Origin of the sequence: Paenibacillus sp. CR_12, assembly GCF_041953985.1 — a bacterium.
Taxonomy (GTDB): Bacteria; Bacillota; Bacilli; order Paenibacillales; family Paenibacillaceae; genus Paenibacillus_AQ; species Paenibacillus_AQ lautus_A.
Genome location: NZ_JAVFHO010000002.1, coordinates 893624 through 916202 on the forward strand (window position 1 = coordinate 893624; position 22579 = coordinate 916202).

The following is a 22579-nucleotide window of genomic DNA, read 5'->3' on the forward strand; positions in this document are numbered from 1 at the left end:
CTTTCCTCCTTCGTTACCCTGCTTAGTACAATAGCCGGATGATTTCGTTCGTCGTAATGATGCTTAGCGGCTGTGCCCAGAGACGGCCCGTCGCAAGGTTGTGCTCAAACATAACCAGCATGGATACGCCGCTCAGCTTCTCCTCCGGCAAATACCGCAGCATCGGCACGGTTGGTTCCATATACACATCGGCCAGCCCGATTGACTGCCCGGATTCATCCGTAATGGCATATTGCCCTTCAGCGTTCCGGCCGATCCCGGATACATGCAGCAGCATGACGGGGTTGCTGTCGCTAAGCGGATTCTTGAGCTGGTTCTTCACCTTTTTAACGGCTTCAGCATAAGAACCTGCCGCATGGTTGCGAATCCATTCCAGATCCTCTTCCGTTACCGGACTTGAGGTCATTTCTTCAAAGCGAACACGCCGGTTCATATCTCCCGGGTAGCGATACAGTACAGGGACATGGGCTTTATCAAAGAAGCTGTCTTCTTCCCGCATCAGCTTGGCGGCTTTATAAGGACGGTATTGGATCGTTCGGTGGATTTCGCCGCTGTCCTTCTGGATCCAATATCCGGTATCCACATGCTCCAGCCGCGCATCGTCGGCATAACTCAGAAATGAAAGCTGCACCAGCTCTGCTCCTTCGTTCACTAACCCATAGCTCTGCAGCTCGGTCAGCTGCCATGCATGCCCCAGCCATTCCTCTATCGTCGACTCGTGGTCCAGCCTCATATCCGGATCCTCAAGTTTTGTGGTCAGGTACTGTCTGCCCTTCTTGATCATTGCGTTCATGACGGCAAGCTGCCCCACCGCATATGTATAAGCTTTCTCCTGGTCTTCGGATGACAGAACCAGCGCCAGGCGGCGGAGTTCCGTCTGAGCACCCGATAAGTAATAATTGCCCATCTGCTTCACATGCTCCTGGATCCGCTTATGTTCTTTTTTGTCCAATGTCCCGAGTCCGTTCCGGATCAACGAGTGTATAAGCTTTTCCAGAACGTCCAAGCCTTCCAGCTGCGCTTGGAGTTTCTTTTTTAACGCCGATTTGTTAACCTTCTTCGGTTTGGGTGCTGCTCCTTCGGCTGCTTCTTTGAGCTTGCGCTCTTCCCGCTTCTCCGCCTTCTCCCGCTTGGCGGCCAAATCCTCCGGCACCTCGGCGGGGGTGAACGACGCTCCGCCTGCATAAGCATATAGCAGACCAAGCACATGTTTGCACGGAAACTGCCGGCTCGGGCAGGTGCACCGCATGACCGGCTTCTCCGGCACCGCAAAATCGGCGGACGGCAAGTAATCGGAACTTCCGCTGCCGGCACAGGTGCCGAACAACACGGCTTGATCCTCGGAATGATGCAGCTGTAAGAAACGTCCTTTTTTTACTAGACCTTGCCCGTTCTTAATGGCCGCGCTATTCGGTGCCTGCGAATCGATCCATGTCTCTGTAATCTCAACCAAACTTATACCCTCCTAAATCAAATAGCTGCGTTCAAAAACAGCAATAATATCCATTACGTTTAATCATATCGAATCTTCGTCCTGCTCCCTACCCTTCTAAAGACCTATTTAAGAACACCCATTCCTATTTAATCCATCATCCTCCTCCTTAAATGGAACATATTGTTATATTATGCTGCCGTTAAAATAAAAAAGAGCCGGCTTAGCCGGTTCTTCGAAATTTGCTATCACCCAGGAGTAGACGAACGCGCGCAATGCGGACTTAAAGATCGCCTCCGGCGTTCGCTTATCCCTTTTGTCTCCGATGCCGTTAGTCTATTCGCGCTTGATACCGCCCTGTTCGAATCTCGAGAATATACGATTCAGGGTGGGGCATGCCGGACTCCAACGCATCCTGCACGGCTTGTTCGATCGGATACGGCACACGGATGCATTGAATGTTTAACGGCGCGGGATCTTCGCTTCCATAGACTCCCTCCAGAATGACGTAAGACGCCTCGGGCAATTCAAGTGGATTGCCGACGCTGCCGGTATTAAACAGCGTTCTCCCGTCCAGATGCTGGTGATAGGCATTATGGATATCGCCGTAACCGGCGACGTCCGCGATTCTCGGGCTGCCGCACAGCGGGGAGCTGTGAAACAAGGTAGCCCGCTTCTCCTGGTCATCCCAGGGCTGGATCCGTTCGTACACGCTTCGCGGCGAAGCATGAAACAGCCGGACCCATTTCCCGCTCATCATGAATTCTATGACATAAGGGAGGCCGGCAAGATATTGCAGCCTCTCGCTTCCGAGTCTATGCTGATGCCATAGCAGCGACGGATCATCGGTCTCATTGCCAATAAAGTCGTCCCAATTCCCCTTAATGACCTGCTGGCAATGGGTTCGTACCATATCCACCGCCACATCGCCGTGCGGGCCCTTGCCGATCAAGTCGCCCAGGCAATAGATGGTTTCTATTCCGCGGCGTTGGATATCCCTAAGAACCGCCTCCAGTGCAGGGATATTTCCGTGTATGTCGGAGATTAATGCAAATTGCGCCATCAGCCGGCCTCCAAACTTTGTTTATTTCGGTTTGCTATGGTTATGGCGGAGTTGCTTTTCGTATATTCATCCTATGTCTCTTTTTAGCCAGGGATGAACCGGTTCAGCAATTCACGCCGTGCCCCAAAATCAGGTCTTTGGATTTACCAATCCAGCACTTCATTTTCCATACAATATTAACTTATAATGAAAATAGTTTGAAGCTATTCTATAAGAAAGTCAAAGGAAGGAGGTTTTGCCGTTCCATGCATTGCCGTCCGGAAGCGTTCGGGCACGCGATGCTTGTTTCAACTACATCCGCAGTACATAACGTGCATTGGAAGGAGGCAATTATACGCCGGAACGTGCCAAATCCTTATTTTGGATGTTTTAATTTTTAGTCTATTGTATTAAGGTAATCATATATTTTTACTCACGCAAGCTTGGTAACTGAATAAGATTTAAGCATCACCGACTTCACCACGTTAGGAGGCTGACGATAGTGAATACACGCAGGATGGTTAGCTTAGGGTTACTGATTCTTGTCTTGATCATCAGCGGTTGTACGGGAAATGCTTCAACCGAAAAAACGAAAACGCTTACACTTTGGTATTGGAACCGAAGCCTGGACGATGAGCTGATTAAGTCTGTTGAAAAGGAGTTTCCGGGTATCCGCATCGACGCGCAAAAAATCGGAGGCGACTTCAAATCGAAATTAAAAACAACGCTGGCCGCCGGCTCCGGAGGGCCGGACATCGTCGCATTTAACGACTGGGTGGCGGAGCTGTTTACGAGTTCGGATCGCTTCTACGATCTGTATGAGCTTGGCGCCAAAGAAATCGAACCGGATTTCCTGGATTGGAAATGGAAGCTCGGCGTTACGCCGGAAGGCGCCATGATCGCCCTGCCGATCGATACGGGACCAACGGCTTTATACTACAGAGCGGATTTGTTCGAGGAAGCCGGACTTCCGACCGAACCGGAAGATGTCCACGAGCAGCTCGGCTCCTGGGTTCAATATTTCGAGGCGGGACAGAAGCTGCAGGAGCATTTTGATCAAAAAGTGAAAATGCTCGATAACATCACGAACATTTATACCCAAATCAACGCCCAATCCGATCGCATCTATTTTGCCGAGGATGGAACGTTCATCGGCGAGTCTGCGGAATCCTCGATGAAAACGGCCTGGGATACGGCGGTAAAGGCCTCCCAAATGAAGCTGAGCGCCAACGTCAACACTTCTTCCTCAGAGTGGAATGCCGCCATGAACAACGGGCGGGTCGCTTCCTTTGTCGGTGCGGTCTGGATGAAGGAAATACTCATGCAGGCGGCGCCGGACACCACCGGCAAATGGAGGGTAGCCCGTGCACCTGGCGGTGACGGCAACAACGGCGGTTCCTTCCTTGCCATTATGAAGACAAGTAAATATCCGCAGGAAGCATTTGATGTCATGAAATACATTCAGAACCCGGAAAATCAGGTTCAGTCCTTTAAGAAGATCAACCTCTTCCCTTCCGCCAAGGACGCGCTGGATGCACCCGTCATGAAGGAACCCGAAGAATTTTTCGGAAATCAGGCGACCGGCGAGGTTTTCTCGGAATCTGCACGAAACGTTAAGCCGGCTTATTTCGGCGGGAAGTTCGCGAATGTCAACGGCATTGTCAATCGAGAGCTGTCCTCGGTTGCCCTTCAGGGCAAAAATCCCGATAAAGCCTGGGCCGACGCGCTGGCCAGGGTCAAAAAAGAACTGCTGCGCTGACCAAGGTTCTTGTTTTGCGAGGTATGGCTTTCCGATTGTTAGGAGTACTTAAATACCAACCGCTACAGGAGGTACAGTACGATGGATAATCCAATGCTGAATCGCACGCCCGTGGAACAGAAGCCTGTTCCCAAGCATCCGAAATCCCAAGACCGACTGTCTGCACAGATCTGGAAGCACCGCAAAGAATATTTGGCGATATCCCCTTTTTACATTCTATTTGCCATCTTCGGGCTGTTCCCGATCGCCTTTTCCATGTTCCTGTCCTTTCAAAAATGGGACGGCATCGGCGAGATGACCTATAACGGTCTCAATAACTATCAATTCATGCTGACCGATCCGGAATTTTGGAGAGCCGTCGGCAATACACTGCTGATCTGGATTTACTCCACGATACCGATGCTGTTCATCGCGCTGGTCGTGGCTTTCCTGCTAAATGCATCGTTCGTCCGTTTCCGCACCTTCTTTCGCATCGGTTATTTCCTGCCCAACGTCACCTCGCTTGTTGCGGTTGCCATCGTGTTCGGCACGGTCTTCTCGAACAACTACGGTCTCCTCAACTATATGTTGTCCTTGCTCGGCCTCAACTCCGTCGAATGGTTGAATAAGACGTGGGGCATTCAGTTAGCCATTTCGGTCATGGTTATATGGAGATGGGCGGGATATAACGCCATCATCTATCTTGCCGGGCTGCAGAGCATCCCGACGGTTCTGTACGAGGCAGCCAAGATCGACGGAGCCACCGGCATTCAATCCTTTTTCAGAATCACCATTCCCAATCTAAGGCCCATCATTCTCTTTACGGTCATTACGTCAACCATCGGCGGCATGCAGATCTTCACCGAGCCGCAAGTGCTGGTCGGCAATGACGGCGGCGTAAGCGGCGGCGGGATGACCATCGTCCTCTACCTGTACCGCGAAGCCTTCGTGAACAACTATTTCGGATATGGCGCTGCCGTCGGCTGGGGCATGTTCCTGCTCATCGCCCTCTTTTCCATCGTGAACTGGAAAATGGTGCAGGGCAGTCCTTCCAATGACTGAAAATGGGGGTGAATCGTATGTTCAAATGGAAATCCATTCTGCTGCACATCGGGTTGATCGCCGGATTGATCTTATCCATTTTTCCCTTCTACTGGCTGCTTGTGATGGCGACGCGCACCACTTCGGATATCTACAGCTTTCCTCCGAAACTATGGTTCGGTCCGCACTTGCTGGATAACGTGTCGAGGGTGCTGAGCAGCATCGACTTCTTCGGCGCCTTCTGGAATACCCTGTTCGTCGCTTCCGCTTGTACGCTGCTGGTCTTATTCTTCGATTCCCTGGCTGGATTCACGTTCGCCAAATTCCAGTTCCCGGGCAAAAAATGGCTGTTTGTGCTGCTGCTTGCCACCATGATGGCGCCCGCACAATTATCCTTGGTGCCTTCGTTTGTCATTATGGCAGAATTCGGATGGGTGGGCACCTACAAGGCCCTGATCATTCCGGGAATGGTCAACGCCTTCGGAATCTTCTGGATCAGGCAGTATGCACAGGAATCGGTACCTTCGGAGCTTCTCGATGCCGGTAAAATCGACGGCTGCGGTTTCTTCCGCCTCTATTGGAACATATCGCTGCCGATTCTGCGGCCCGCTTTATCGTTCTTGGCAGCCTTCACGTTCATCGGTGTATGGAACGACTATCTGTGGCCGCTCATCATTCTAAATGATGAGAACAAGTTCACCTTGCAGGTTGCGTTATCATCATTAAACGGAATATATACCACCGACTATTCGATGGTCATTGCCGGCACGCTGCTCGCGGTCATCCCGCTGATCGTCATGTTCTTGTTCATCAGCAAGCAATTCATTTCCGATATCGCCGCAGGCGCGATTAAGAGTTAACGGCAAAGGAGCTGCCTCCAGGTGTTATGCCTGACAGGCAGCTCCTTTCTATATTCCGGTCCAAGACGTACGCGCTACGGCACCATGACCAGCTGTTCATTTTCTTTCGTCCCTGCCTCTTCTGCTGAATCGGCTGTCTCCTCCCTTTTCAATTCTGCCGTTTCATCCAGCTTTTTGCGTCCCATTAAAGTTGCTGCCAGAAGCGCTAACGCTGCAGGAACGATAGCCCAGGCAAACGTAGCCGCGATGGAGGAAGCGAGCGTGTCCGAGATCGGCTTGAGCAGGTCGGACGGAATCCATGATCTCGTCTCCGGTGCCAATAAGATGTGAGGATCCTTAAGATCGAATCCTTCAGGAAGCCCACCGGTGTTCATCACGTCCGATCCCGATGTTAAGGAACCGGTGAAGGATCGGCTCTGAATCAACCCGAACACCGTAATGCCAATGGTCATTCCAAGCGACCGCGTGAAGTTGAAGGTCGAGCTCGCCATCCCGCGCTGTTTATAGGATAAGCCATGCATGACCGCCGTTCCCAGCACGGAGAACGATCCGCCGATGCCAAGCCCGATCAGAACCATGTACAGGGTAACGATGAACCTGCTGGATTCCGCGGTTAACGTCGAAGCGAGCACCATCCCTCCCGTAAACAGGATCAGCGTCGGGATCATGATGCTGCGATACGAGATTTTACTCATCAGAAAACCGCTGACCGTCGCCGTGACGACCGAGCCCACCATCATCGGCAGCAGGACCAGCCCCGAGTTCGTGGCGCTTCCGCCGAGCACGCCTTGTATGAAGATCGGAATGTAAACGGAAGCCACGATGAAGGAGCCTCCGCTAAACAAGCCGCACAGCACGCTTGAGGTATAGAGTTTATTCTTGAATAAACGAAACGAGATGATCGGCTCCTCCGCCCTTCTCTCGGCAAGCACGAAGAGCACAAGCATAACGGCGGCAGCGCCAAACAAAGCCAGGATGACCCAGGAATCCCATGCCCATTGCTTCCCTCCAAGCTCAAGCGCGAACATGAAACAGATCACCCCCGCAAGGAGCGTGGTTGCTCCCTTCCAATCGATCGGCTGTTTGGAACGTTCATGCGATTCCTTATAGAATACCGTCACCATCAGGAAGGCCACGATGCCGATCGGCAAATTAATATAGAATATCCATTGCCAGGTAATATGATCCGTAATATAAGCGCCTGCGAGCGGCCCGAAAATGCTGGATAATCCAAAGACGGCTCCGAACAAACCGGTGAGCTTTCCGCGCTTCTCCAGCGGCACGGTGTCGAACATGATCGCGAATGCAATCGGGATGAGCGCACCGCCCCCTACGCCTTGCACTGCCCGATACAGCGCCAGTTCCGTGATGGAGCTTGCCGTACCGCACAGCACGGAGCCCAGCATGAATACAATCATCCCGAACACAAAGAATTTTTTGCGCCCATACATATCGGACAGTTTGCCGAAGATCGGCATCCCCGCAAGCTCGGCAACCATATACGCGGAGGTCACCCATACGAAATGATCAAGTCCTCCGAGCTCCCCGACGATGTTTCCCATGGCGGTCGCTACGATCGTATTGTCCATGGAGGCCATCAAGATGCCGAGCAGCAGGCCGGCAAGCACGATGGGCAGTTTGTTGTTGTTGGCTGTTTGTGTCTTCAAGTTCTCATACACTCCTTCTAAGTAGGTTTCCTTAGTACTGCAGTCATTGTAAATCGAAAAGTATGACAGGTGACTGTCACACTTTTGTCCCCGTTTCCGTTATTTTTTATCAAACGCTCTTATTCAAGCAGCCTAATGGCTTTATGTTCGCATGCGGGGTAGCGTATAATCGGTTTATCTTAGCTCATGCCAAGGAGGTCATGTGATATGAAGATCAGTGAATTATCGCAGCGCAGCCAGGTCAGCGCACGCTCGATCCGGCATTATGAACAAAAAGGCCTGCTGGAAGCCGATAGACTCGATAATGATTACCGCCATTTTAACGCGTCCGCCATCGAACGGGTCAAAATGATCCAATTGTACTTAAAGCTGGGCTTGACCACGGATCAAATTCGCGTATTGTTTCGCGGTGAAGTCGCTTCGCCGGACGATTATGAATATTGCGAAGAAATGCTCTCCTTTTATGAGGACAAATTAAGCAGCGTGGACAGTCAGATTGCAGCGCTCCATGAATTGAAACACCTGCTGGAAAGGCAAATCTCCCGGACCCTTGGCAAAAAGAAGAGTCAGCAGCAGCCCTCCGCAACGTGATAGAATGAAGTGTACATCTGAAATGGAGGATATCTACATATGGACAATTTCGAGAAAAATCTGGAGAAATACGCGGAGCTGGTCGTGAAGGTTGGCGTAAACGTTCAACCGGGCCAAGTGCTGATCGTCAATGCTCCAATCGAGACCGTAGAGTTGACACGCCGCATCGTGGCCAAAGCATATGATGCAGGCGCCAAATATGTGCAAGTCGACTGGGAAGACGAAAAAATCACCCGAATTCGCTACGAGAAGGCACCGGAAGACTCCTTCCATTATTACCCGCGGTGGCAGGCCGACGCCATGCAGCAGCTCGCTGAAGGCGGAGGAGCCATTCTGCGCATTAAGGTCCCGGATCCCGAGCTGTTCCGCGGCATTGATTCGGTAAAAGTATCTACAGCCGTTAAGGCTGCTGCCGTGGCTAACGAAAAATATCAGGTATACGTCCGCAACAATAAGATCAGCTGGTCGCTGATTAAGGCGCCTACCCGAGCCTGGGCCAACAAAGTATTCCCGGACCTCCCCGAAGAAGAGCGCATCCAAGCGATGTGGGATGCCGTATTCCTGATGAATCGGGTAGGCAGCGAAGATCCGGTAGCCGCGTGGCGGGATCATATCGCCGGACTGAAGCTGCGCCAGAACCACATGAATGCCAAACGCTACAAGAGTTTCCACTATCGTGCGCCGGGAACGGATCTGCGCGTCGACATGCCGGAAGGTTACCTCTGGCTCGGCGGCGGTGACGAGAATGAGGCCGGGGTGTATTTCGTAGCGAATATGCCCACCGAAGAAATCTATACGATGCCTCACCGCACGGGCGTGAACGGGACCGTATCCAGTACCCTTCCGCTGAATCTGAACGGCCGCCTGGTGGAAGGCATGAAGCTCACGTTCAAGGACGGCAAGGTTGTTGCATATGAAGCCGAATCCGGACGGGAGCATCTCACGACGCTGCTGGAAACGGACGAGGGCGCCTCGTATCTTGGAGAGATGGCACTCGTGCCGCATGATTCGCCGATCTCGCAGCTAAACCGCGTCTTCTATAACACCGGCATCGATGAGAACGCCTCCTGCCACTTTGCGCTGGGAAGCGCCTATCCCGTGAATATCGAAGGCGGCACCAAGATGAGCAAGGAAGAACTGCTGGCTCGCGGAGCCAATGTAAGTCTGACGCATGTCGATTTCATGATCGGTTCCGCTGAACTGGACATTGACGGCGTGCTGGCGGACGGTACGATTGAACCCGTATTCCGCGGTGGACGGTGGGTCTAAAGTTCGTGTAGGTAAATTGGGGCTCCCAGCGTGCCGTTTGGCGCCATATGACCGGGGGGCAACCCCTTTAAGCCTTCAACTGTAAAAAAGGCGGACACTGGAGCAATTGCTCCATGTCCGCCTTTTTCTATGTTCTACATTCGTATGGTTACTTTACTCTGCATGCTCCAGCATCCGAAGTATCATCATGACCGCTTCCGCACGGGTCGCAGAATCCTGAGGAGCAAACCGGTTACCCGAACGTCCGTTCACGATGCCGGCCTCGGCCGCGGCTGCGATTTCCTTCTCCGCCCAAGCCGGAATATTCTGCTGATCGCGGAAGTCCGTTCCGGCACCTGGCTGGGTAAGGCCTAGGTAGCGTGCGATCATCACCGCCATTTCCGCACGGTTAACGGATTCGTTCGGTTTGAATGTCCCGTCTTGATATCCTTTCACGATGCTTTCGGATACGGCCCATTGAATCGCTTCAAGCGCCCAGGATCCGATGGAGGAGCTGTCTTTGAAGCTCAGTTTCTCAGATTCCGCTTGGCCTTTCAGTGCTTTGGCCATCATCACCATAAATTCTGCACGCGTGACCTGACGGTCCGGTTTGAAGGTTTGATCCGGATAGCCGCCAACGATGCCGAGCGAAACCGCCTGCTCAATCGCGGATGAAGCCCAATGTCCGCCGATGTCGGTTAACAGCACCGGGGGTTCCGGCTTCGGCTCTTCTGTCCCTGCTTTTGCCTTACGGTGAATGGTTAATTGATAGGTTTTGGCCGCACCGTTCTCGGCCCGAACCACCAGCTTCAGGACGTTATCCCCTTCCTTCAGCTTGATGACCTGATCATTCTTCAGAGGCTCTCCTTCCAGAAGGACAGCGGCCTTGCCATGCGCAGCCCCAACGCGGAGCTGCACGGATTCCGCATCCGTTTCAAGCCGGTACTCCGTCGTGCTTTCGTTGAACGCAGGGGTTAATGCAGCCGCTACGCCGCCAATGATGACTTCCAGCGCTTTTAATTGATTGTTTCCGGACAATGGGACTCCACCGCCAGAGGATTCCGATCCCGATCCCGTTGACGGAGGATTCTCGGATGAAGGGATCACCGAAGCGTTATAGGCGCGGATCGCGGCTTGCAGTGCGGTCATTGCGTCCTTGACATCCTTCGCAGTTGCATGATCCTGCTGCGCTATGGCGCTGGCGTTTGCAATCGCGTCACGGAGCGCTGACCTTGCGCCTGCCGGATACTGCCCTGGCGATGAGCCTTCCCGTGTTTCGTCGAGCCTTTGCTGCGCCGAGGCGATTAATCCGATTAACTCGCTCTTGTCCACTCCTGCAGCCGAAGTCGTGACCGAGTTATGGAGTCCCAGGCTCTCGCCGGCAGCGTTATAAGCTTTGACGGTAAAATGATAACTCGTATCCGGCGTAAGCCCGGCTGCGGTATGCGAATACACATCGCTGGTCACGGTCACCACCGGTTCCTCCCGGCCTTTCATATATACGCGATATCCTTCCACGCCATCGCTTGCAGCCGCCTCCGGCCAGCTCATGGTTACACGGTTCGATGTGATCTCCGAAAATTCCAGCTCCCCGGGCGTCCATACCGGCGCACCCGGAACGTCTACAGCACTCGTGATCACCGTTAAGATCTCGCTTGGTGGCGATTCCGCTCCATCCTGATCCGAGGCGGTTACTTTGAATTCGTACGGCGTATCCGGCGTAAGCCCTGTCGCTTCGTATACGCTGTCCGTAACGGTGGCCACTTGCTGTCCGTCCTGATACACATGATAGCTCACGACTTGCTGGTCCGGACGGTTCACAGGATCCCAGCCGATTTGAACCGAGGACGACGTGACCTGAAGTGCTTTCAGATTGGTTGGGGCCGCGAGACCCCCTTCATCCGTTGTGAACGTCCATACGTCCGATACCGTTCTTCCCCCGAATTCATCTTGGGCGACGGCATACCAGGAATAGGTTCCATTGGATAACAGTCCTGCCCACGGCTGAGTAACCTCCGTGCCGCTCGCTGCCTTTTGCGGCGTACCGATGGCCTCTCCTCTCAGATGATTCACCTGGATCGAATCGGTGGCTACCCGCTTCAGTTTCGGCTCAAGATCCAGGTTCATCGTAAATTCATCCACGCCCGGATTCGTATAATAATTGTACTTATCCAAATAAGGAGAGTACGTATTCACGTAAATCTGATTGCTTTCCTTATCAAAATGCAGCAGTCTCAAATATCCGCTGCCGCCGTCCGCATGTCCTTGATAGTCCGCCAGCATCTGATACACGGTTCGGTCCGTATTGCCGTCGCCGTCATCGTCCAATTCGTTCTTAAGCAGGCTCGCTCCCGTGTAATGGCCGCTCAATACGGCAACCACGTTCGGATTAGGGACGACTACTTCCTTGTACAGCTTATTGCCTACGCCGGAACGCGTTCCGTTCGCGAGCATGTAATCATGGAAATTCAGGAATGCGATACGATCCGGATATTCAGCGAGAACCTCGTTCATCCACTTGATATCCTCGTCTTCGACGCCCCATCCCATATACATCATGATGAAGTCGTTGCCTTCGACGGAGACCAGATCGTAATGTCCCCGGTTGTTCTTGTAGGAACCTCCGTAATAGGGCTGATCCTTATAACGGTCTTCCCCGAAATATTGACCGTAGGTCGTGTAATCCCAATCGTAGCTGCCCACGTCATGATTCCCGGCAAGCACGCCGTGCGGCAGCTTGGCATCCTCCAGCATGTTCATGTAAGCATCGGCACGTTTCCATTGGTATTCGGCTGTTGGATCATTCACGATATCACCGGTATGGAACAAATATTTGATGTTCATCTCATCGATGGAATCAACGATCCATTCGAACTGCTTTTGCTGAATATGCGGATAGAGCTCCGTCAAGAACTGCGTATCGGATACCCATACAAAGGTGTAATCATAATCCCCTCGGGAAGGAATTTCATCCTGTACGATCACATCGACTTTGTTGTTCTGTACATAGTCCGCTGCCGTCAGTTCGCCTCGAAGCGTAAAATCATCTTCAGACTGGGCAATATGCTTGGTTATTTCCGTCCATTTGCTCAGCTTGAGGTTCCACGCATACATCGTGACCTTGCGGCCGGACACCGTGTGTCCTTCCCAAGCGACTTCGACGCTGTCGCCGGGCTCGACGGCATGCTCCAGCTCTGCCTCGAACCGGATGTAAGGGAATTGAGACGTTGAATCTACGGTGACATATTCATCGTTGGATTCGGATACCCGCTTCAATTCCTCTTCGGTCAGCACAGTTTCGCCCGCAGGGAATCTATCCTTTGGCGGTTCTTCGTCCGAAGCGTTCTTGGACAATTTCACCCGATCCCCGCTTAAAGCATGATACGAATAAGCCTGATGGAAGGAGACCTCGAGCTCGTCATCCGATGGATCGCTGACTTGAACCTTCAGCTCCGGCGACAGCCCGGTGCCGCTCTCCTTATCTGCCGGCGACACCAACACAGGTTTATTCGGATGCTCCTGAGCCGTGTTAAACGTCACGGTTCGTTCCGAGCGGTTGCCGATCTTGTCCACTGCTCGAATTTCCAGCTTATGATCGCCTGGTTCAAGCTCAGCCGAGGAAGTATTGTACGGCAGCTGGATGGCGCGTCCATCGAGCGTAACCTCGACCCGGTCCACGCCCGATACGCGATCCGTGGCGGTCACATCGATCGGGATGCCGCCCTTGTAACTCTTGCCCTCTTCAACGGTTTCGCTAATTTCCGGTCCGTGGTTATCTACCTGAACATCGGCAGCTGCTTCAGACTGACCATTGACCTTCAATTGAATGGAATGCGTTCCGTCCGAGACGGCCGAGGTATCCCATGCGTAGGACAATGCATTTACTTTTTCGGCAGGAATGTCGAATTGAAAAGTTACGAAAGGCAGGAAACGTCCATCGTCGCCCAGGTCATGGATCCGTGCGGGATCGCTATATTGCGGATCCCGGATTTCCGTTCCGTCGCCCAGGAGCAGCCGCACGTTGCGCGCATTGAAATCATCCATATTGCCCGTCGGCTTGTCGTCATCGAAATAGGTCTTCTCGTTATCGCCGGCCCGAAGGGTAATTTCGTTCGATCCGCTTGTCAGCCACTGCGGTTCGATCGGGACCACGATGGTTTGATAACCGTCAATGTTCGCCTCCGTCTCGAAAAGAACCTCCTTGCCGATGGTTACCGTGTTGATTCCATCGTCAATGCCGTCGCCTTCAAATATAAAATAGGCGGAATGCTCCATGGCGGGAGTGCCTTGAACCGGCGTTCCGTCCACTTGAAGCTCCAAATCGGAAGGCCCAGCCCCATCAGCTGCACCCCGAATATACGTGATGCCCGTAACCGTTTGTTGATCTTTAACGTTCAGGCTCACGCTTGCACCGCTGCCCGTGAGATCAACCTCATATTTAGGGCTCTCCACTTTCTTAAACGTGTTGGACACCGTGAAGAAATACTCCAGCTTGGCATGTCCCAGCAGCTCCAGATAAGGTATCGTATGATGATAGCCTTGCTGTCCTTCCTGAAGCTGTACGACCTTGTAATCGTTCTGTCCGTCGACACGATACGATAACGCGAGCGATGTCACCATGCGGTCATCGTGCGCTTCTGCGGCGATTTCCAGATTGTCTCCCGGCTCCACGTTCGTGGTGGTCGTCCGATTGACAACGGACGGCTCCTTGGTCACGTCGATATGTACCGGCTCCGCGGGCACTTCCGAATGCGCGAGCGAACCCGGCGTAGCCTTATGCTCCAGCTGGGAGATCCGCTGCATTTTTAGACTGCCGTCTTCGGGATATTTATAGAAGATTCCCTGATCGGGACCGTTATGAACTTCACCGTCGTTGTAAAACGCGGACACGACCGGGCGGCCGGTGTTCGTTGCGACCACGAGCTCCCGCATGCGCGAATTGGACATGCCGCCTGAGAATATTTTGACGACATCGGTGTTTTCGTTCAGGTTGGTACCGTAATTATGATTAAAATCAGCAATCGTGGATTTGCTGTTCTGACCGTTTATGATCCAGAAGACCAGCGTGCCTCCGGATGGAATGGTCACCTCGTCGGGTACATGAGCCCACAGGGTGTCGCTCTCCAAGTAACGGTAGCGTATCTTATAATTGCTGAAATCGATGGCTTGATCGGAATTGTTGTAAACCTCGATAAATTCGTAACCGTCGGCGGTTCCTACGTTCGTGGAATCAGGCACAAGCTCGGTGATCAGCAGCTCGGGCACTGGGTTAAGCGCAGTGGGTGTCTGGGCGGAAGCTTGTCCTGCGAGAGCAGTAAACGAGGCAGACATAACGATACAAAGAATCAAGAAACAGGAAATACATCGTTTAAGGACGATCTTAGACATGGAAAACCTCCTAGAAATGATTTTTTGAGCAATCAATTCAGTTTCCCAATTCTCCAGGTCTCCATGGGATCTCCAAATTATAATTAAAGCGTTTTCAACATAAAATCCCTCGCGATTTCAACTTAGGCTTTTCCCCTTGAGGGGTCCTTTTCCTCTTCACCTCCCAAGATCAATAATTGCATATTCCGATCGTTTTTTAAACCACTTTATGTAAAATTTGATAAATGATATAAAGGTCCCGATATTCGCTGAACCTCTAGTACAATAGGACAACTTAACGCCGCGTCTTTCTGTCCATGGCATATGGCTCATCCGTTTCTCAAGGTACATATTTCGGGATCCAACAACCTCTATTGTTCGATACTTCAGCACTATGAACGACTTATTTTCAATTCATCTTTGAGCAACAACTCCCGCTCCGGCGTATCTTACATACTGTAACTATTGCTTAATCCGCACAAAAAAAAGACCCCGCGAATGATATCGCAGGATCCTTATCAGTGGGAAGCGATTTTATTATTCATTATGCAGCAATTTTCCAATTGCTAGGGTGCCTTACCTGAAAAGAATCGAAGAAACTTCGCTCTCCTTCTCCTTTTGCGAGTGTTCATGGCGAATCAACTGCCTTTCGGAATGACATGATGTTCTTCCGTCCGTCGATTGACAATACCACTTCCCACTTGTTCTATATTTACCCGGTCCACGGGAAGTGAAACACGCCGGCCCAAATTTCCTTCGAAATCGGATGCCGCTAATGCCTCCTCCGTAACCTTGAATCGATTATAGCGGCTGTTCATTTTGCATCGTTCGGGACAGCTCTACCAGCTTGTTCATGGTTTTCCAATTCCGCATCGTCATCGGTACGCCGAACTTTGCCATTTGCGCCGCCAGCTTGGAATTCCGAACGCTTTCCTTAAACAGCAAATAGATTTCTTCTCCGATCGCTTCAAAAGTTTCTTTATCGTTCACGTAGAGCCTCAATCTCTCAACGTCATCGGGAGTCGGTGCTTCCGGCAGCATGGCAACATAAAGACTCTCAAACTCCGATGCTGCCTCCGCCGCACGTATCGTTTCTTCCGAAAAAGGACAATGCCGGACGATGCCCTCGATTTCCTGCGAGGTTCTGAGTATCACGGTTATCGGGAAGCCGAACGCTTCTTGTATTCCTTGCTCCATTTGGACCTGCAGCGTTTCCTTGGAATCCGCAGATTCGAAGAGCACGTTTCCGCTCTGAATGTATGTTTGCACGCGGGCTAGGCCCATGCCTTCAAGCATTTTTCTTAAATCGGCCATTTTGATTTTATTGTGTCCGCCGACGTTGATTCCTCGAAGCAAAGCGATATAGATGGTCATTTGAGCATCCTTTCCATGATCATACCTGCCGTCTTCTCGCCGTTCGCGATGCAGTCCGGGATCCCAACGCCATAATATGAGCAGCCGGCAAGCATCACGTTAGGATAAAGGTCTTCCATTGCGAGCTCCAGCGACTCCACGACCTGCCTGTGCTTCAGATGATAGTTCGGCATATTCTCATGCCATTTGGTAACTTCGCAGGACACGGGTTCAGCCTCTAAACCTAAGCTCTGACGGATATCCTCCATCCCGACATGCTTCAATTCTTCGTCCGACAATCGGATTAATTGCTCATAATACGGATTGGAGCTTTTGTAGAACAATCGCATCAATAGCCGATTATTCTCGGAGGTGTGCTCCCATTTCCGGCTCGTCCAGGTGCATGCGTCACACTTCAGCTTCGTCCCCTTGGCCGTAATGAATCCCGTGCCGTCGTAAGGAAGCTCTTCATCTCGAATATCATAGGCCAGATACACGCTAATGAGCGACTTCGTATACAATTGGTCAAAATCCTCGTGAAGCCGCGGATCTTCCAGCAGCTCCTTCGCGCTTGATCCCAGCGTGCTTATTACAACAAAATCCGCTTCCATCTGTTCGCCGTTCGCCAGCATCAATCGATAGCCGTTAGGCGTTCTCTCCAGCTTCTCAGCGGCAACGCCCTTGCAGATCTTCGCGCCTGCTTCTGTCAGGCTCCGTTCCAGTGCGTCAATCAACACCGAGACACCGTCTTTGAAGGAAATAAATTTCTTATTGCCGGTGCCAAGGAACTTCTGTTTATTCTCGGCCAAACCGCCCATGATGCTGCCGTAGGTATTTTTGTACTCCAGCAAATAGGGGAATGTGGACGCAATGGTCAGGTCATGGAGCTCCCCGGAATAGACGCCCGATATGACCGGAGCGATCTGGTTCTGAACGATTTCCTTCCCTAGAAAGGACTCAAGGAATTCTCCCAGGGAATCATGCTTGGTGAACGTCTCATTCGGCGTGTAATAGTCCTTGAGCGCCTCCACCTTCCCCTCCGCGGATACCAGCCCGCTTTCGGCCAAGGATTTCAAGCTAAGCGGTATGCCGAATACGCTCTCCTCGGGAATTTTTTTTAGGCCGTCGGTTGTATATATGAAAGAAGTCCCCGTGGCATTGTACACAACCTGGTCCGTTATCTGAAGCTCCTCCAGAAGCGGCGCCACATTCGTTTTCCGGGATACGATCGAATCCGCTCCGGTTTCCATAATAAATTCACCGTTCTGGACGGTTCGGATTTTGCCTCCCAGCACATCGCTTGCCTCAACCAGCACCAAGTCCATGTCCCGTCGATGATGTTTCAGCTCTTTTTGCAGATAATATAAGGTCGAAAGTCCGGTAATGCCGCCGCCGATGACTACGGTAGTTGTCACTGTACATACACCTCTATTATGTAGGTTTATATCAATAATATATAATGTTACGTTACCATTGTATCCAATTCCTAAGTATATCATAGTGGCCGTTCATTCGTCGGGTGCCATTCCCTCAATATTGTGAACAGAACCGTTCACAGCCACCGGTTTCCCGGACATCGCCCCTGAACAATCTATAATTGTTCGTGCTGAACTCATGATCCAGTGCTGGGATGGTCTTCGACAGCAAAAAACTCCGCGAGATCACTCGCAGAGTTTTTTTCGTGGGAAGCGGTTATATCCTTTTTGACGCTATCATTCCATTGCTTTAATAGCTTAAGGTGTACGCCGGAATAATTCAGGCTGTGTCGTCCTTATTCCTTGTTTCGTTGTACATGGGTATCAAATCCTTTCGGTAATTCCGACTTAACGTCTTGTTATCCGTCTGGTGTTGATGTGTTTCCACTTCCCACTTAGGATATATATACCCGGTGCATGGGCGATGAAACAGGTCAGGCATTCCTTTTTTGCGCCGCCCGGGTACGTCTTAATTATCCTCCGTCAATACTTCGAGCAAGCCCGCCGGGAGCTCATACTTGCGGTTGTTGATCTGGATGCTTTTTAATTCCTCAAGAAGCGAATCGTCGCTTTCCGAATCCTTAATGGCCTGCACTTCGCGATGCAATTGCTCCATCTGACGGTCCAGCGCGTTGGCGGTATCCGCCGCCTTCTTAAGCTCTTCGAGCAGGTGCTGGGGAACCGACTTATTATATTTGTAAAAGATCTTATGCTCCAGACTCGCCCAGAAATCCATGGCAATCGTTCGAATCTGGACTTCAACGCATACCTTCTCCACCCGGTCAGAGAAAAAGACGGGCACTTCCACTAACAGATGCAAGCTTTGGTATCCGTTCGGCTTCGGATTCTTGATGTAGTCCTTGACGTTCAGGACCGTTAAATCGCTTTGATTCTGCAGCATGTCGCTGATTTTGTAAATGTCGGTAATGAATGAACAGGTGATTCGTAAACCCGCAATGTCCTTAATGTTATCTTCTATGGAACGGAGCGATATGTTTCCGCCCTTGCGAAGCAGCTTCTTCATGATGCTCTCCGGCGATTTCAAGCGGGATTTCGTATGCTCGATCGGGCTATAGTCATGAAGAGCCTGAAACTCTTCTTTTAATATCTCCATCTTGGTTTCGATCTCATCTAAGGCGAATTTGTATTTCATCATGAATCGGGTAATTTCGTTCCGAATGATTTTGAGCTGTTCGATTTGCAAAGAATTCATGGGATACTTCCTTTCGATTGTGTGATTCAGAGCCGTGACGACTCGAGTAGTAAATAAAAACAAAACGCGTTGCTAACATTCTAGAAGTTCTGTCCCTCTTTAAATAGTAGTTGATATTGAGGTGCGACTGCAACTTTAGTGCAATAACGTCAAAAAGACGCCGCAACTACAAACGTCGCAGGCGTCTTTATCTTATGCTTATTCATTCCAATCATTGCGGCAAGGATTAAGCCGCTAATCCAACCTGGATTCAGGAGGACAATGTAGAAAACATCTGGCCCAATTTCGCAGCTGCTTCGATCTCCAAGGCCTTGATCTCCTCTACCAGCGATATCGCCGTTGCTGCTTGTTCTGCCGAATTAGGCTCGCCACCCTTCGGAAATGGAAACATCCCATGCAGGACACTGAACTTCTTGCAGATCTCCGTATACAGCGCGGCGGCATCTTCGAACGATGCCGTCAGATCCGGACCGTCCTCCATGGCTTTCGGCCAAGCGCTCACCAGTTCCTTGAAGAACTCGGCGGCATAGTACCGGGCATCCCGCAGCACTTCGATGTTGTAAGCATGACCATTCGGCTCTATTTCACGACCAAGCAGCGATTCAATCCAAGCATCGTAGGCCGCGATTCCCTTCACAGCCGTCGGCACCGCGTTTTCCTTTCCTTCATATAACTCGGTGGCGGTTTCCAGTGCCAGTCGCAGCTGCTGCCGAAGCGTCAAATCCACGGAACCCTCAATCGCCAGGACGAATATTTCTTCCAAGACGCTCTTGCCCAGATTTTCGTAAGGCAGCGTATCGACTCTTCCGCACTCCTCCGCATATAAGGTTCTCGTCTCGTCATCGTACCCGTACAGCGTTCCGAACTCCGGAAAGAAAATATCCCAGGCCAGGACGGGATATCCGCGATCCAATGAGGCATGGATCAAATCAAGGGCTCTTGGCAGCTCTTGATGAATGCTGCGTTTATTCATCGCTCCCTTTTCCATAAGGGCAGGATCCAGCAGATTGGCGTTTGTCCCGATGCCGTCCGACATGCCGTCGACGAATTTGGAATGGAAGCCGATATTATGAAGGCCGCGGGATAAAGATTCGCCGAAAAAATAGGCGGTCGGGCCCGCGATATGGACATCATTCGGTATGATATTGATCCGGAATGCATGCCCCGTCAGCCCCATGACCATCGGAAGCGATAGCTTGCGGTCTGTAAACTGAAGGATTTTGTACGTGGCATCCGCTGCGGATGTCCAGGTTTTGGTTTCTTTCATCGGTCCTTCGTAAGGCAATATGTTCTTCTTCATAATTCCCAGGTCCCTTCTCGTCTTAATATAAGAGTCAACGGTAACGCGGATTTTTTCTTGGATCACTTTTTTCCGTGATCTCGAAATAATCTGGTACACATTGGCCGAAGAGAGCTGAAACAAGTCGGCAATTTCCTGCGGGGACAGCTGATCGAAAAAATGGGATTCGAAAATAAGCCTTTCGCGCGGCTTCAGGCATTGAATGATGCCGGTTAAAGCACGCAGCGTTTCCTGCTGCACGATGCGCTCCTCCGGTACGTTAAAACCCGAGGCCGCTTCGCTTGCGGAATGGTTGAGCCTGCCCAGAATGCTGTCCAGATCGTTCCATTGCTCCAGACTCCCCGAACCGTTAACTCTTCCCATGCCTTCTAGCTCGGTGAAAGTCTGCTCTTTGCACGCGGAGCTCCCTTTAAGGCGGGTATAGGCCTGATTCCGGACGATGCGGTGCATCCATGGAAGGAAGCGCCGGGCATCCACCAATTTGCCAAGATGCATGAATGCTCGGATCAGGGCATCTTGCACCACGTCTTCTGCTAAGTAGGACTCCCGCGTTATCGCTCTGGCATAACCATACACCTTGGAGCGATGGCGCCGAACAAGCTCCCCGAATGCTTCCCGTTCCCCTGCCTGCGAGTATTTCACCAGCTCGTCATCTTCCATCTCATCCCATTGAATCGCACTGTCTGCTGTCGTTTCCAATTGCTCGAACCCTCTTTCGTATCGTTGACTACTTATATGACCTGAAAAGATCGTCATTTCTGACAATATCACTCGAGAAATAGTATAGCTTTTTTTGCATTTGAAGCGACAAAACGTCCCAAGCTGACCTGAACCCTCGGTCGCTTGGAACGTTCCCCGCCTTTTCACGCTTATATGGCATCCGCGGCGGCCTGTTGAACCTCCCGGCGAAAATGTCCCGGTTCAGGACGCGTTAGGCCCAGATGCTCCCTCAGTGTATGGCCGCTGTATTCGGAACGGAACAGGCCCCGTTCTTGCAGCATCGGGATAACCGCATCCACGAACTCGTCCAGATCTCCCGGCAGCACCGGAGGCATGATATTAAATCCGTCGCAGGCATAACCTTCGAACCAATCCTGCATCATGTCGGCCAACTGCTCGGGCGTCCCGACAAATGGCATATGACCTCTCGAGGTCAGTATCTTTCTTCCTAACTCTAAGATCGACAGATTATCCTGATAAGCCATGTCCATATATAACTGGACCCGGCTTTTCATGCCGTTGGATGCGGCCACGGGGTCCGGGATGTTTCTTGGCAGCGGCTGGTCCAGCGGATAACCGCTCAGGTCGTAATTCAGGAACCCGGACAGAACGGCGATCGCCGAAGCTGGCGGAATCAATTCCAGCAGCTCGTGCGCTTTGCGCCGTGCCTCCTCCTCGGTTGAGCCGATGACAGGCGACAGGCCCGGCATGATTTTCAGGCTTCCGCTTGCTCTACCATAATGGGACAGCTTCGAGTGCACGCTGGCGTAAAACGCCTGCGCTGCCTTCTTGGACTGCTGTGCCGTAAAGATGACCTCGCCATATTGGGCGGCAAAGTCCTGTCCCGGACCGGAAGAACCGGCCTGTATCAGGACGGGGTAGCCTTGCGGCGGCCTCGGAACGTTCAGTGGGCCTTTCGTGGAATACCATTGCCCATTAAAGTCCACGGGACGCACCTTCGCTCCATCGGCAAATTTCCCGGACTCCCGATCCAGCACAAGGGCATCGTCTTCCCAGCTGTCCCATAACCGGGTAACCGCTTCAACAAACTCGCGTGCCATTTCGTAACGCAAGCCATGCTCCGGGTGCTCCGGCTTGCCGTAATTGTGGGCTTCGATGTCAAGCTGGGACGTCACGATATTCCAGCCCGCTCTTCCCCCGCTGATCCAATCGAGAGAAGCAAATTTCCGAGCCACGTTATACGGTTCATTGTACGTAGTGGAGACCGTGGCGGTCAGCCCCAGTTTGTCCGTCACGGCGGAGAGTGCGGATAACAGCGTTAACGGGTCCAGCATGCCGGAAGCGGAATTTTCGACCTGGGTCACGTACAGCAAATCGGCAAAAAACATCATGTCGAACCTTCCCCGCTCTGCCGTGGCCGCCAGCTGCTTATACAGCTCAATGCCAAACATGCCCTCCACGTCCGAGGTTGGATGACGCCACCCGGCGTGATGATGTCCTGCGTAATAAATAAACGCTCCCAGGTGCATCTGATGATCTCTGCGGTTGGTTGTCCCCATCTTCGTACCACT

Annotated in this window: 14 protein-coding genes; 5 read left to right on the forward strand and 9 right to left on the reverse strand. The window is 51.8% G+C overall.

Annotated features, from left to right (window positions below):
* Positions 1-22: 22 nt before the first annotated feature.
* Both RB297_RS07700 and RB297_RS07705 read right to left on the reverse strand, forming a co-directional pair.
* Positions 23-1453, reverse strand: a complete 1431-nt coding sequence (locus RB297_RS07700; protein WP_375120180.1) for an SWIM zinc finger family protein — start codon at positions 1451-1453, stop codon at positions 23-25.
* A 310-nt stretch (positions 1454-1763) separates the two neighbouring features.
* The gene (locus RB297_RS07705; protein WP_375120181.1) at positions 1764-2495 is read right to left on the reverse strand and encodes a metallophosphoesterase family protein; all 732 of its coding nucleotides are present in this window, start codon (positions 2493-2495) and stop codon (positions 1764-1766) included.
* Positions 2496-2976: 481 nt separating this feature from the next.
* Here RB297_RS07705 and RB297_RS07710 point away from each other — a divergent pair, with 481 nt between their 5' ends.
* The 3 genes from RB297_RS07710 to RB297_RS07720 all read left to right on the forward strand — a co-directional run bounded on the left by RB297_RS07710 (position 2977) and on the right by RB297_RS07720 (position 6113).
* The gene (locus RB297_RS07710; RefSeq protein ID WP_192571434.1) at positions 2977-4233 is read left to right on the forward strand and encodes an extracellular solute-binding protein; all 1257 of its coding nucleotides are present in this window, start codon (positions 2977-2979) and stop codon (positions 4231-4233) included.
* A gap of 81 nt (positions 4234-4314) precedes the next feature.
* Positions 4315-5274 carry a carbohydrate ABC transporter permease gene (locus RB297_RS07715; RefSeq protein WP_015736035.1) on the forward strand — a complete coding sequence of 320 codons (960 nt, stop codon included), beginning with the start codon at positions 4315-4317 and terminating at the stop codon, positions 5272-5274.
* 17 nt (positions 5275-5291) lie between these two features.
* A complete protein-coding gene (locus tag RB297_RS07720) occupies positions 5292-6113 on the forward strand; it encodes a carbohydrate ABC transporter permease (protein WP_009591051.1) in 822 nt (273 codons plus the stop codon).
* A 74-nt stretch (positions 6114-6187) separates the two neighbouring features.
* Here the strand turns inward: RB297_RS07720 and RB297_RS07725 are convergent, their stop codons facing one another.
* Positions 6188-7780, reverse strand: coding sequence for an MDR family MFS transporter (locus RB297_RS07725; protein ID WP_375120182.1), 1593 nt, complete (start codon positions 7778-7780; stop codon positions 6188-6190).
* A gap of 207 nt (positions 7781-7987) precedes the next feature.
* Between RB297_RS07725 and RB297_RS07730 the strand changes: the two genes are divergently transcribed.
* Entirely contained in the window at positions 7988-8371 is a 384-nt protein-coding gene (locus RB297_RS07730; RefSeq protein ID WP_009591074.1) for a MerR family transcriptional regulator, read from the forward strand.
* A 39-nt stretch (positions 8372-8410) separates the two neighbouring features.
* Entirely contained in the window at positions 8411-9640 is a 1230-nt protein-coding gene (locus tag RB297_RS07735; protein ID WP_375120183.1) for an aminopeptidase, read from the forward strand.
* Positions 9641-9793: 153 nt separating this feature from the next.
* On the opposite strand, the gene RB297_RS31045 is transcribed toward RB297_RS07735, so the two are convergent.
* From RB297_RS31045 to RB297_RS07775, 6 genes are all read right to left on the reverse strand, one after another.
* Positions 9794-15007 (reverse strand): S-layer homology domain-containing protein, encoded by a 5214-nt coding sequence (locus RB297_RS31045; protein ID WP_483874348.1) that lies wholly within the window; start codon positions 15005-15007, stop codon positions 9794-9796.
* Between the two features lie 780 nt (positions 15008-15787).
* The gene (locus RB297_RS07755; protein ID WP_096774295.1) at positions 15788-16360 is read right to left on the reverse strand and encodes a DUF1697 domain-containing protein; all 573 of its coding nucleotides are present in this window, start codon (positions 16358-16360) and stop codon (positions 15788-15790) included.
* Entirely contained in the window at positions 16357-17754 is a 1398-nt protein-coding gene (locus RB297_RS07760; protein WP_375120184.1) for a protoporphyrinogen oxidase, read from the reverse strand. Before RB297_RS07760 ends, RB297_RS07755 begins: the two co-directional genes overlap by 4 nt.
* Positions 17755-18283: 529 nt before the next feature.
* Positions 18284-19027, reverse strand: a complete 744-nt coding sequence (locus RB297_RS07765) for a GTP pyrophosphokinase (protein ID WP_015736042.1) — start codon at positions 19025-19027, stop codon at positions 18284-18286.
* 250 nt (positions 19028-19277) lie between these two features.
* Positions 19278-21026 carry an RNA polymerase sigma factor gene (locus RB297_RS07770; protein WP_375120185.1) on the reverse strand — a complete coding sequence of 583 codons (1749 nt, stop codon included), beginning with the start codon at positions 21024-21026 and terminating at the stop codon, positions 19278-19280.
* A gap of 170 nt (positions 21027-21196) precedes the next feature.
* A complete protein-coding gene (locus tag RB297_RS07775; RefSeq protein WP_375120186.1) occupies positions 21197-22567 on the reverse strand; it encodes an LLM class flavin-dependent oxidoreductase in 1371 nt (456 codons plus the stop codon).
* Positions 22568-22579: the final 12 nt, after the last annotated feature.